The following is a 12,576-nucleotide window of genomic DNA, read 5'->3' as shown; positions in this document are numbered from 1 at the left end:
TATACATGATAGACGTTCCTTTTAAAGGTTCAGATAGGTAGACCAACGCAGATAACGTCGGAATTGCCTGTTGTAAGATTACGCTCATTTAATTATTTTTATAACCTATGAATCCGCGTATAATTTCATTTGTAGTAATCTTCGTAATATATATCTGATAGACATTGATCTTTTTAATGTCTTGTTGACTCACAACACCATATAAGCAACTCTTAGATTGGTTTAACACAGCGCTTCCACTAACTCCATTTTGATAAAAAGCAGTCAAACCATCAGAACCAACTATTCCTTTATAATAGTAGGTTGAGTCGGGGGAAGCATACGTATTTGAAAGCGTATTATACATTCCCGATAGAACCCAAACAGACTCACCTGGAGCTAGAACATTATCACATACTGGAAGCTTCCAATTAGGTGGGGCTTTGACAATAGTATTTTTTTCTACTTTTAAAAGAGCGAGGTCCCGGTTCTTAGGATCATCAATATTGATAACTGTTGCTGGTTGGCTCCCATTCCTTGTTATTATACTTAGACTATAATCCTTGCTTGCATCAAGCCATAAATGTGAAGCTGTAAGAATATGTTGTTCATCGATCCAAGTACCTGAGCCGGAGATTGTCTTATTTCCAGACTTGATTTGAATTTTTACAGCTGAGTCCGAAAGCTCAAAATCATTGTGGTGCATACTTTGTTTATGAGGATTATCGGTGGAACAAGCAGAAATCAGTAAGGCTGAAAGAGCTAAAACCTTTCTATACATAGTCAGTTTCCTTCGAATAAGGCGAGTTTGGTTTCTAGAATATTTTATCCAGCGAGGAATTCTTCTAACGTGCTATCTTGGTACTGGGGATATATCTGCTTCATCATGCCAAAAGCAGCAACCGCTACGCTTTCTAAGTCGGAATAGAATTTAGGCTCCGTATTAAGATCATCACCATTCTTCAGAACGCCCTCGAAGCAGCTATAATCATTTCCGAACTCTTGAACAATAATCCAGCGCCCATCACGGAAACCTACGAGCATAACCGCTGAATTAGGATAGTCGCCAGCAGGCGTTAGCCAATCAAAGTGATAGTGCTTTATCGTATCATATTTCAGATGTACATTCATTATTCCTCCGTTGGCGATTACATTATTTGAGTTTTTTCATGGACTCTAAAGAAGCGAGGTAGGAATTATAGCGATCACCAAATTTTTCTTTCGCACGCTTAACGCGCATTTTCTCCGCGAGCTCAGTCTTGTTTTCTGCCTGGTAGGTCCTATTATTTTGCGTCTTTACTTCGGCCCCTGGGCCTGCTGCGTACGTTTTGTTTTTCTCGCTAATACACGCTCGGCATTTACTCTTGAGGCCAAACTTGCCCTTGAGCTCTTTTCCAAACTGTTCAAAGGGTTTAACTTGCTGACATGATTTGCATTTTTTAAAGCCCGGGGGGAGGTAGGTGTCAGCCATGAGCTGCTCCAGTAGGTATTGATTATAGGTGATTTTAACTTAAAGACGACGTCACTTTCAAATAAATCGACTACTTAACGCTGATCTTACATAATCCTGATTATGCGCACTTAAGTTGTAATGGCTCAATAGTAATGTCCGCCTGTGGCTCAATTCAGATGTCCGCGCTATGGTAAGCTTCACTGGTCCGTTTAAACTACCGGGAGGCATATCATGAGCGCAGAAAGCTCAGGAGTGTTTACTTTGAAAGAGATCAACCGGATCAAGATTATACAGGACGTCATTGAACGTCGCATCACAACGCGCCGTGCGGCCGAGCACCTCGGTATCAGCGACAGGCAATGCCGCAGACTTCTTGCCCGTTACCGTGAAGGCGGACCGCTTGGTATGGCCAGCAGACGATGTGGCATGCGTGGTAACCGCCAGTTGCCACCCGGGCTCGCAGATCAGGCTCTGGAACTGATCAAGACGCGTTATGCTGATTTCGGTCCGACTCTGGCGCGTGAAAAGCTCGAAGAACTCCACGGACTGTTTCTTGGCAAAGAAACTGTCCGGCGCATCATGGTGCGGGCTGGCTTATGGGTTCCCCGTAAACAACGTGCCGCAAGGATCCCTCAACCACGGTACCGGCGTCCGTGTACTGGTGAGCTGATACAAATAGATGGCTGTGATCACGACTGGTTTGAAGGCCGTGGCCCGGCCTGCACCGCGCTGGTCTATGTTGATGATGCAACCAGCAAACTGATGGAACTGTTGTTTGTTAAATCGGAGTCCACGTTTTCTTACTTCGAAGCCACGCGGCGCTATATCGATAAGCATGGTAAACCGCTGGCACTGTACAGCGATAAAGCCGGTGTTTTTCGTGTTAACAATAAACACGCCACAGGCGGAGACGGGCATACTCAGTTTGGGCGAGCCATGCATGAACTGAACATCCAGACTATCTGTGCAGAAACCAGTCCCGCCAAAGGGCGTGTAGAACGAGCTCACCTCACTTTACAGGATCGTCTGGTCAAAGAGCTGCGGTTACAGGGCATTTGTTCAATGGAGGCTGCAAATGACTTCGCTGAGGCCTATATGGCTGACTATAACCGCCGTTTTGGCAAAGTACCGCGACATGATTTTGACGTACACCGTGCTGTAGAACATGATGAGGACCTGGGGCTTATTTTCACTGTTCGTGAAAAACGTAAAGTCTCAAAATCGTTGACGATACAATATGATAAAATGTTGTACCTGATTGAAGACAGCGAACTGAGTCGCCGTGCAATAGGTAAATATATCGATGTGTATCACTATCCTGATGGCAGAAAAGAGCTGCGCCTGAACGGTACGCTACTTCCCTACTCTACCTACGACCGACTGTCAGAAATCGACCAGGGCGCGATTGTCGATAACAAGCGTCTTGGCCGAACCCTGGAGTTTATCAGTCTGGTGCAGAGCAAGCGGGATAACACGCGCTCTCAGTCAATTCCCGCTGGAGATGGCCCTTCCCGACGACGGCCAAAGCAGGAAGGGAAGAAATCCCAGCGCTCACTGGATAATGATGACATGCTCGAAGCACTCAAACAGCTTCAGTCACGTTCAGAGGACATTTTTGGTAAAAGAGCCCGCTGATGGTACTCACTGGCCGGACAGTGGTTGCTCACCAGTTGATATTGTCCGGCCAGACCCATGATGTATTATTCATTTCGTTCAGCATCTTTATGTCCTGCTTTTCACGGGCATACTTACCCCATAATGAATGAAAAGAACGAACAATACTGATTAACTGCTTTTTTCTTTGCTCCGGAGATAGGCTGATAAAATAGCAGCACCTGCTGTCAATATTATCCTCAATGAAATTAAAATCAGAGTCTGATGCATATTTTACTGTTAGCATAATATCATTCGACGTTGTTCTCTCAGACTCTGTTAATGCTGATTCTATCAGGTATTCAAAGGCATACATGACAGACAGCTGGTTTTTGTCTGTCTGAATATAACCCATTGAGTTTCTGAGTATTGAGGACTGTACCAGGACCAGAGGCCATAAAAGCTCAACACCATAAAGCTTATATGTATCATGTTGATCATACTGATGTTGCTCAACACGACGATTACCTTCCCGTGCTTTACGAATATCATAGGCAAGGGATAACATAAATCCGTCTTTAACTTTAATCAGTGGGCTTTCATCCACGATGTAATGAATGAGTTCATGTAATTCATTCAGGGCTTCTGAATCTCCCCACAGTATAAAACCTGCATTGTTCGGCGTTAACTCGTATCGAAGCATGGGCTCAATCATCCTGTTGTTTCAGTCGGAGGAAAGTCTATCGGCTTTGTTGAATAAATCGAACTTTTGCTGAGTTGAAGGATCAGATCACGCATCTTCCCGACAACGCAGACCGTTCCGTGGCAAAGCAAAAGTTCAAAATCACCAACTGGCCCACCTACAATAAAGCCCTCATCAACCGTGGCTCCATAACTTTCTGGCTGGATGATGAAGCTATTCAGGCCTGGTATGAGTCAGCAACACCTTCTTCACGAGGCAGACCTCAGCGCTATTCTGACCTTGCCATCACGACTGTGCTGGTCATTAAACGCGTATTCAGGCTGACCCTGCGCGCTGCGCAGGGCTTTATTGATTCCATTTTTTCTCTGATGAACGTTCCGCTACGCTGCCCGGATTACAGCTGTGTCAGCAGGCGGGCAAAGTCGGTTAACGTCAGTTTCAAAACGGCTTTGTTGAATAAATCGAACTTTTGCTGAGTTGAAGGATCAGATCACGTATCTTCCCGACAACGCAGACCGTTCCGTGGCAAAGCAAAAGTTCAAAATCACCAACTGGCCCACCTACAATAAAGCCCTCATCAACCGTGGCTCCATAACTTTCTGGCTGGATGATGAAGCTATTCAGGCCTGGTATGAGTCAGCAACACCTTCTTCACGAGGCAGACCTCAGCGCTATTCTGACCTTGCCATCACGACTGTGCTGGTCATTAAACGCGTGTTCAGGCTGACCCTGCGCGCTGCGCAGGGCTTTATTGATTCCATTTTTTCTCTGATGAACGTTCCGCTACGCTGCCCGGATTACAGCTGTGTCAGCAGGCGGGCAAAGTCGGTTAATGTCAGTTTCAAAACGCCCACCCGGGGTGAAATCGCGCATCTGGTGATTGATTCCACCGGGCTGAAGGTCTTCGGTGAAGGCGAGTGGAAAGTCAAAAAGCATGGCCAGGAACGCCGCCGTATCTGGCGTAAGCTGCATCTCGCCGTTGACAGTAAAACACATGAAATCATCTGTGCAGACCTGTCGCTGAACAATGTGACGGACTCAGAAGCCTTCCCGGGTCTTATCCGGCAGACTCACAGAAAAATCAGGGCAGCATCGGCAGACGGCGCTTACGACACCCGGCTCTGTCACGATGAACTGCGGCGTAAGAAAATCAGCGCGCTTATCCCGCCCCGAAAAGGCGCGGGTTACTGGCCCGGTGAATATGCAGACCGTAACCGTGCAGTGGCTAATCAGCGAATGACCGGGAGTAATGCGCGGTGGAAATGGACAACAGATTACAACCGTCGCTCGATAGCGGAAACGGCGATGTACCGGGTAAAACAGCTGTTCGGGGGTTCACTGACGCTGCGTGACTACGATGGTCAGGTTGCGGAGGCTATGGCCCTGGTACGAGCGCTGAACAAAATGACGAAAGCAGGTATGCCTGAAAGCGTGCGTATTGCCTGAAAACACAACCCGCTACGGGGGAGACTTACCCGAAATCTGATTTATTCAACAAAGCCACGTTGTGTCTCAAAATCTCTGATGTTACATTGCACAAGATAAAAATATATCATCATGAACAATAAAACTGTCTGCTTACATAAACAGTAATACAAGGGGTGTTATGAGCCATATTCAACGGGAAACGTCTTGCTCGAGGCCGCGATTAAATTCCAACCTGGATGTTGATTTATATGGGTATAGATGGGCTCGCGATAATGTCGGGCAATCAGGTGCGACAATCTATCGATTGTATGGGAAGCCCGATGCGCCAGAGTTGTTTCTGAAACATGGCAAAGGTAGCGTTGCCAATGATGTTACAGATGAGATGGTCAGACTAAACTGGCTGACGGCATTTATGCCTCTTCCGACCATCAAGCATTTTATCCGTACTCCTGATGATGCATGGTTACTCACCACTGCGATCCCCGGGAAAACAGCATTCCAGGTATTAGAAGAATATCCTGATTCAGGTGAAAATATTGTTGATGCGCTGGCAGCGTTCCTGCGCCGGTTGCATTCGATTCCTGTTTGTAATTGTCCTTTTAACAGCGATCGCGTATTTCGTCTCGCTCAGGCGCAATCACGAATGAATAACGGTTTGGTTGATGCGAGTGATTTTGATGACGAGCGTAATGGCTGGCCTGTTGAACAAGTCTGGAAAGAAATGCATAAGCTTTTGCCATTCTCACCGGATTCAGTCGTCACTCATGGTGATTTCTCACTTGATAACCTTATTTTTGACGAGGGGAAATTAATAGGTTGTATTGATGTTGGACGAGTCGGAATCGCAGACCGATACCAGGATCTTGCCATCCTATGGAACTGCCTCGGTGAGTTTTCTCCTTCATTACAGAAACGGCTTTTTCAAAAATATGGTATTGATAATCCTGATATGAATAAATTGCAGTTTCATTTGATGCTCGATGAGTTTTTCTAATCAGAATTGGTTAATTGGTTGTAACACTGGCAGAGCATTACGCTGACTTGACGGGACGGCGCTTCCCTACCCTCATGGCCGCCTCCCAGGAATCGACCCAGGTGCTTATCGTGGACATAATCCTTTACTCATAAATTTATCTTATTCCATTATTGTACCTGTCGCGCAAAAGTTGCAGAAAAGCCATAAACGCAGGAGAATCCTGTCGGCGGTGAGGATAATAAATATGGTAGCCGTCAAAATATGGACACCACTCGGTCAGAACAGCAATCAGCTTGCCGCTTTTGATATATCCATCTGCAACATACTCGGGAATATAGGCAATCCCCAGCCCGTCTAATGCTGCATCGAGCTGATGAATCGTGCTGTTCGCAATATATTGCCCTTTGACTTTCAGACTGAATTTCTGAGCATCTTTCTCGAATTCCCAGGCGTACAATCCACTCGTATCAGAATAGCGGACGTTAATGCAGTTGTGGTTCAAAAGATCCTGCGGCTTCCTGGGCTTAGCATAACGCTTAAAATAATCTGGTGCAGCAACAACAAGCTGGCGCCAGTTCTGGCTTATTTTTGCGGCAATCATATCATTATTCAGAACATCGCCCGGACGAATCCCGGCATCAAAACGCTGATCAACAATATCTGTAAATCCATAGTCAATGCCGATTTCAATCTGAATATCTGGGTAGCGACTCAGAAAGTCCGGTAATACAGGACGGATCAAATACTGGATAACATCATCTGCCGCCGTGAGGCGTATGACGCCAGTGGGTTTTTCCCTAAGCTCACTCAACCGACTAATAGCATCATCAACCTGTTCCATTAACGGGCCAACTTCGTTAATGAGCCTTTCACCTGCTTCCGTAGTGGAGATACTGCGGGTGGTTCTGGCCAGCAGGCGGATCCCAAGCCTTTCCTCAAGAGATTTCACCGTGTGGCTGATGGCTGAGGGTGTCACACCTATTTCAGCTGCGGCTTTGGTAAAGCTTTTCAGCCTGGCCACTGTTAAAAAAACCTTTAATTCATCCACACGATTCCTCCTCCTCGGTCCCTACTGGAGACGTCAGCGTACCAGTCTGTCATTAATTATCAAATAAATTTCACAAGTAAGTGAAATTTATGTTGATTAATAAATAAAATTCAAAATGGTACTTTATATTCCACGACGTGAATATGTCCTCGTTGTAGTGACGGCTTTTAATTCTGAAAATGAGGTAATCATTATGCAAGATTTTATCTATCATAATCCGGTAAAAATTCTTTTTGGTCGCGATCAAATTTCTGCGTTAGCACAAGAAGTCCCGCAGGGTAAAAAGGTCATGATTGTCTATGGCGGGGGCAGCGTTATAAAACACGGTATATTGAAACGCGTAAAAGAGTCCCTGACAAACACCCTGGTTTATGAGTTTGGCGGTGTAGAAGCAAACCCTCATTATGAAACCCTGATGAAAGCCGTTGAGATTGTCAGAACAGAAAAAATTGATTTTCTTCTGGCCGTGGGCGGCGGTTCAGTGATCGACGGGACTAAATTTATTGCCGCCGCAGCCCTCTACGAAAATGATCCATGGGAGATCGTCAAGAGTTATGGCGGCGTGGTGAAACAAGCTCTCCCTTTTGGATGCGTGCTGACCCTGGCGGCCACGGGTTCAGAGATGAATAACACGGCGGTGATTAATCGGGTGACCACCCAGGATAAACTCTTTTTCACCTCCCCTTACGTTATGCCGAAATTTTCAGTGCTCGAACCGGAAATGACCTACACGCTGCCTGAACAACAAACCGCAAACGGGGTTGTTGATGCCTTTGTCCACGTTCTTGAGCAATACATTACTTACCCGGTTAACGCTAAGGTGCAGGATCGCCTGGCGGAAGGACTGCTGAGCACGCTGAAAGAAGAAGGCCCAGTAGCCCTTAAAAATCCACAGAACTACGACGCCAGAGCTAACATCATGTGGGCTGCGACGATGGCCCTGAATGGAATGTTGAGCGCAGGTGTCCCAACTGACTGGGCTTCTCACATGATTGGCCAGGAAATTACTGCATTATACGGAATCGACCACGCCCGTACCCTCGCTATCGTTATGCCTGCACTATGGCGCTTGTGCAAAAAGGAAAAAGCAGAAAAGCTGGCTCAGTACGGTGCGCGTGTCTGGAATATTCCTGAGTCTGATAGCGAAAAAATGGCCGATGAGGCTATCAATGCCACCGTGGAATTTTTTGAACTGATGGGCGTTAAAACCCGACTTTCTGATTATGGTCTGGGCGCGGAAGATATTTCAGCTGTTATCGGCAAGTTAAAAGAACATGGGCACATCGCATTAGGTGAACATGGAAAAATTACTGCTGAAGTGGCGGAAACAATACTGAACATGGCACTTTAATTGACTAACGATCTACTCTATTAGGCGCTAAGCCTGCGCACCTGGCAGGCTTAATTAAACATTAACGGTATTGCAAAATGCAGAAAATGAATGACACATTTCCCTATATGCCATTAATGGCTTTTGCGATGACCGGATTTATTTGCATCATGACGGAAACTATTCCAGCAGGATTATTGCCAGAAATCAGTAAGGGAATGAATATTTCGCTGGCTAGCGCAGGCCAGTGGGTCACCGTCTACGCCCTCGGGTCATTATTTGCCGCTATTCCGTTAACTATCGTTACCCGGTCGTGGAATCGGAAATATGTCTTATTAATGACCGTAGCGGGATTCTTCATTTTTAATACCATTACCGCACTTTCATCAAATGTTTACCTGACCCTGTTAGCGCGTTTGGGGGCCGGGGCGGCTGCGGGACTGGCGTGGAGCCTGCTGGCGGGGTTTTCACGCCGAATTGTTGAGCCGCTTCATCAGGGTCGGGCTATGGCGATAGCCATGGCTGGGACACCGCTGGCGCTCTCACTAGGCGTTCCGCTGGGAACCTGGCTTGGGCATTATCTTGGCTGGCGCCTGACGTTCGGTATTATGTCAGTACTTTCGCTGTTACTAATGATATGGATCCGTATCAGCGTTCCGGACTCTGCGGGGCGGCTTTGTTGAATAAATCGAACTTTTGCTGAGTTGAAGGATCAGATCACGCATCTTCCCGACAACGCAGACCGTTCCGTGGCAAAGCAAAAGTTCAAAATCACCAACTGGCCCACCTACAATAAAGCCCTCATCAACCGTGGCTCCATAACTTTCTGGCTGGATGATGAAGCTATTCAGGCCTGGTATGAGTCAGCAACACCTTCTTCACGAGGCAGACCTCAGCGCTATTCTGACCTTGCCATCACGACTGTGCTGGTCATTAAACGCGTATTCAGGCTGACCCTGCGCGCTGCGCAGGGCTTTATTGATTCCATTTTTTCTCTGATGAACGTTCCGCTACGCTGCCCGGATTACAGCTGTGTCAGCAGGCGGGCAAAGTCGGTTAACGTCAGTTTCAAAACGTTCACCCGGGGTGAAATCGCGCATCTGGTGATTGATTCCACCGGGCTGAAGGTCTTTGGTGAAGGCGAGTGGAAAGTCAAAAAGCATGGCCAGGAACGCCGTCGTATATGGCGAAAGTTGCATCTGGCAGTTGACAGCAACACACATGAAATCATCTGTGCAGACCTGTCGCTGAACAATGTGACGGACTCAGAAGCCTTCCCGGGTCTTATCCGGCAGACTCACAGAAAAATCAGGGCAGCATCGGCAGACGGCGCTTACGACACCCGGCTCTGTCACGATGAACTGCGGCGTAAGAAAATCAGCGCGCTTATCCCACCCCGAAAAGGTGCGGGTTACTGGCCCGGTGAATATGCAGACCGTAACCGTGCAGTGGCTAATCAGCGAATGACCGGGAGTAATGCGCGGTGGAAATGGACAACAGATTACAACCGTCGCTCGATAGCGGAAACGGCGATGTACCGGGTAAAACAGCTGTTCGGGGGTTCACTGACGCTGCGTGACTACGATGGTCAGGTTGCGGAGGCTATGGCCCTGGTACGAGCGCTGAACAAAATGACGAAAGCAGGTATGCCTGAAAGCGTGCGTATTGCCTGAAAACACAACCCGCTACGGGGGAGACTTACCCGAAATCTGATTTATTCAACAAAGCCAAGTCTATCAGTAAAGAGAATGAGAGATCAAAGTGGTCATTTTAATTGAGCTGGATAACGGACATTTCAATTGAGCCTTGACATAAGTTGTAGTAGCAAAGTTGTAATGTCCGATAATGGCTAAGTTAAGATGTCCGGCGTGTATAATCAAGTAAGGATTACCATGACGGCTCTCGCAGCGGAGTTTTTCACATTGGATGAAGTTAACCGACTCAAAATCATTCAGGATGTCATCGACCGGCGTCTGACAACACAAATGGCAGCTCAGCGGCTTGGTATCTCCGACCGTCAGTGCCGTCGTCTGCTTGCGCGTTATCGTGAAGATGGTCCGATTGGCATGACCAGCCGCCGTCGTGGTAAATCCAGTAACAACCAGTTGCCTCAGGGACTGGCCGCATACGCGCTGAACATTATTCGCGAACGCTATAACGATTTCGGTCCGACGCTGGCCTGTGAAAAACTGTCTGAGGTGCACGGTGTTCATCTTTCCAAAGAAACCGTCCGTAAGCTGATGACTCAGGCCAGTCTGTGGGTCCCACGTAAGCAACGTGCGCCAAAAATTCAGCAACCTCGTTACCGCCGTGCCTGTGCCGGTGAACTCATACAAATCGACGGCTGCGACCACCACTGGTTTGAAAATCGGGGACCTAAGTGTACGGCACTGGTTTACGTTGATGACGCAACCAGTCGTTTAATGCAGCTTCTTTTCGTGAAATCTGAGTCTACTTTCACCTATTTTGAAGCGACCCGGGGCTATATTGAAAAACATGGCAAACCGCTTGCGCTGTACAGCGACAAAGCCAGCGTATTCAGGATCAACAATAAAAATGCAACCGGCGGCGACGGCGATACCCAGTTTGGCCGTGCGATGCATGAACTGAACATTCAGACCATTTGTGCAGAAACCAGTGCTGCCAAAGGCCGCGTTGAACGGGCGCACCTGACGCTTCAGGACCGACTGGTCAAGGAGCTCAGGCTCCAGGGCATCAGTTCCATGGAAGCTGCGAACGCATTTGCCGAAGAGTTCATGAACGATTACAACCGTCGTTTCGCAAAAGCGCCTCGCCAGGCGTTTGATGTTCATCGGGAACTGGATGTCGATGACGATCTTGATATGGTATTTAACTGGCGTGAAGCTCGTAAAGTGTCGAAATCACTCACAGTGCAATACGACAAAGTCCTTTATCTGATTGAAGACAGCGAATTCAGTCGTCGGGCGATTGGTAAATACATCGATGTCTGGCATTACCCGGATGGACATAAAGAGCTCCGGCTTAATGGCGTATCACTTCCCTACTCCACCTATGACAAGCTTTCTGAAATCGATCAGGGGGCCATTGTGGATAACAAACGTCTGGGGCGGGCCCTGGAAATGGCGCAGCTGGTCCAGGCCGAGCGGGATAATAACCGGTCGCAATCCGTACCATCCGGAGACGGCCCTTCTCGCAGGCGTAAAGCTCCCACGACGAAGAAATCCCAGCGTTCCCTGGATCAGGACGATATGTTCAATGCCCTGGTGAAACTTCAGTCACGCTCTGAAGAGATATTTGGGAAGAAACCGATTTAAAGCCCGGTAATCCATCCGGGCATGCCTGGCTGTCAGATTTTGGCCTGATTGACCCGTGCCGCGAGCTCCTGATGACTCTCTTTCCTTTCGCTGTAGCGGTCGGACAGGTAGGCTGTGTGCCCTTTCAGGAGTAACGTCATTTTGAACAACTCTTCGGTAACGTCGACAATCCTGTCATACCAGGGTGAGGGTTTCATGCGCCCTTCATCATCAAATTCCTGCCATGCCTTTGGCACTGACGACTGATTGGGGATGGTGAACATCCGCATCCAGCGGCCAAGTATCCGCATCTGATTGACCGTGTTAAACGACTGTGAACCACCACAAACCTGCATGACGGCCAGCGTTTTACCCTGGGAAGGACGAACAGCACCTTCACTCAGGGGTATCCAGTCAATCTGGGCCTTCATCACCGAGCTCATGGCGCCATGTCTTTCCGGAGAACTCCAGACCATTCCGTCACACCACCTGACCAGCTCGCGGAGTTCAAGCACTTTGGGGTGACTTTCGGGCGCATCATCGGGTAACGGCAGACCGGATGGGTTAAATATTTTCACCTCAGCCCCCATCTTTGCCAGCAACCGCCCGGCCTCTTCCGCTGCAAAACGACTGTAGGACCGCTCTCGTACTGAACCGTACAGGATGAGAATTCGCGGCATGGTTTCGTTGTTGCCCGTAAGTTTGCTGGCAAGCGCATCATCAAAATAAGCCGGTTCGATTGCTGGTAAGTCGGTCATAAAAAATCTCCATTTCATAAGCTATGCTTTAAA

At 47.9% G+C, this 12,576-nt stretch carries 12 protein-coding genes and 2 pseudogenes; 8 read left to right on the top strand and 6 right to left on the bottom strand.

The genetic code is table 11. The features are described 5' to 3' along the window. Positions 1–88 precede the first annotated feature (88 nt). Genes AB182_RS03355 through AB182_RS03345 form a run of 3 tightly spaced genes read right to left on the bottom strand, consistent with a single transcriptional unit; the run spans position 89 to position 1,450 of the window. A complete protein-coding gene (locus AB182_RS03355) occupies positions 89–760 on the bottom strand; it encodes a S1 family peptidase (RefSeq protein WP_000285959.1) in 672 nt (223 codons plus the stop codon). 44 nt (positions 761–804) lie between these two features. Then, positions 805–1,110, bottom strand: coding sequence for a hypothetical protein (locus AB182_RS03350; RefSeq protein ID WP_001100610.1), 306 nt, complete (start codon positions 1,108–1,110; stop codon positions 805–807). A 22-nt stretch (positions 1,111–1,132) separates the two neighbouring features. Continuing rightward, positions 1,133–1,450, bottom strand: coding sequence for a hypothetical protein (locus AB182_RS03345; RefSeq protein WP_000785965.1), 318 nt, complete (start codon positions 1,448–1,450; stop codon positions 1,133–1,135). A gap of 213 nt (positions 1,451–1,663) precedes the next feature. Between AB182_RS03345 and AB182_RS03340 the strand changes: the two genes are divergently transcribed. Next, positions 1,664–3,067, top strand: coding sequence for an ISNCY-like element ISKpn21 family transposase (locus tag AB182_RS03340; RefSeq protein WP_001567368.1), 1,404 nt, complete (start codon positions 1,664–1,666; stop codon positions 3,065–3,067). A gap of 28 nt (positions 3,068–3,095) precedes the next feature. Here the strand turns inward: AB182_RS03340 and AB182_RS03335 are convergent, their stop codons facing one another. Then, positions 3,096–3,728, bottom strand: a complete 633-nt coding sequence (locus tag AB182_RS03335; RefSeq protein ID WP_001567369.1) for a DUF6904 family protein — start codon at positions 3,726–3,728, stop codon at positions 3,096–3,098. Positions 3,729–3,802: 74 nt separating this feature from the next. Between AB182_RS03335 and AB182_RS03330 the strand changes: the two are divergent. The 3 genes and pseudogenes from AB182_RS03330 to aph(3')-Ia all read left to right on the top strand — a co-directional run. Next, positions 3,803–4,174, top strand: a pseudogene (locus AB182_RS03330) (IS5/IS1182 family transposase); the annotation flags it as partial. Positions 4,175–4,205: 31 nt separating this feature from the next. Further along, on the top strand, positions 4,206–5,174 hold the full coding sequence (locus AB182_RS03325) for an IS5-like element IS903B family transposase (protein WP_013815099.1): 969 nt from the start codon (positions 4,206–4,208) through the stop codon (positions 5,172–5,174). Between the two features lie 160 nt (positions 5,175–5,334). Continuing rightward, on the top strand, positions 5,335–6,150 hold the full coding sequence (gene aph(3')-Ia / locus AB182_RS03320; RefSeq protein ID WP_012695470.1) for an aminoglycoside O-phosphotransferase APH(3')-Ia: 816 nt from the start codon (positions 5,335–5,337) through the stop codon (positions 6,148–6,150). Between the two features lie 136 nt (positions 6,151–6,286). Here aph(3')-Ia and AB182_RS03315 read toward each other — a convergent pair whose 3' ends face one another. After that, positions 6,287–7,180, bottom strand: coding sequence for a LysR family transcriptional regulator (locus AB182_RS03315; protein ID WP_012695469.1), 894 nt, complete (start codon positions 7,178–7,180; stop codon positions 6,287–6,289). Between the two features lie 193 nt (positions 7,181–7,373). Between AB182_RS03315 and AB182_RS03310 the strand changes: the two genes are divergently transcribed. The 4 genes and pseudogenes from AB182_RS03310 to AB182_RS03295 all read left to right on the top strand — a co-directional run bounded on the left by AB182_RS03310 (position 7,374) and on the right by AB182_RS03295 (position 11,806). Continuing rightward, complete coding sequence (locus tag AB182_RS03310) at positions 7,374–8,531, top strand: iron-containing alcohol dehydrogenase (protein ID WP_021243026.1); 1,158 nt, start codon at positions 7,374–7,376, stop codon at positions 8,529–8,531. Positions 8,532–8,608: 77 nt separating this feature from the next. Further along, positions 8,609–9,184 (top strand): annotated as a pseudogene (locus AB182_RS03305) (MFS transporter); the annotation flags it as partial. Between the two features lie 30 nt (positions 9,185–9,214). Continuing rightward, positions 9,215–10,183 carry an IS5-like element IS903B family transposase gene (locus AB182_RS03300; protein ID WP_022652343.1) on the top strand — a complete coding sequence of 323 codons (969 nt, stop codon included), beginning with the start codon at positions 9,215–9,217 and terminating at the stop codon, positions 10,181–10,183. 219 nt (positions 10,184–10,402) lie between these two features. Then, positions 10,403–11,806 carry an ISNCY family transposase gene (locus AB182_RS03295; protein WP_000125668.1) on the top strand — a complete coding sequence of 468 codons (1,404 nt, stop codon included), beginning with the start codon at positions 10,403–10,405 and terminating at the stop codon, positions 11,804–11,806. Between the two features lie 32 nt (positions 11,807–11,838). Here the strand turns inward: AB182_RS03295 and arsH are convergent, their stop codons facing one another. After that, the gene (arsH, locus tag AB182_RS03290) at positions 11,839–12,543 is read right to left on the bottom strand and encodes an arsenical resistance protein ArsH (protein ID WP_000130816.1); all 705 of its coding nucleotides are present in this window, start codon (positions 12,541–12,543) and stop codon (positions 11,839–11,841) included. Positions 12,544–12,576: the final 33 nt, after the last annotated feature.

This window comes from Phytobacter ursingii, assembly GCF_001022135.1.
GTDB lineage: Bacteria > Pseudomonadota > Gammaproteobacteria > Enterobacterales > Enterobacteriaceae > Phytobacter > Phytobacter ursingii.
The sequence above is the reverse complement of the archived record's forward strand: the minus strand, read 5'-3'. Positions and strand labels throughout refer to the sequence as shown.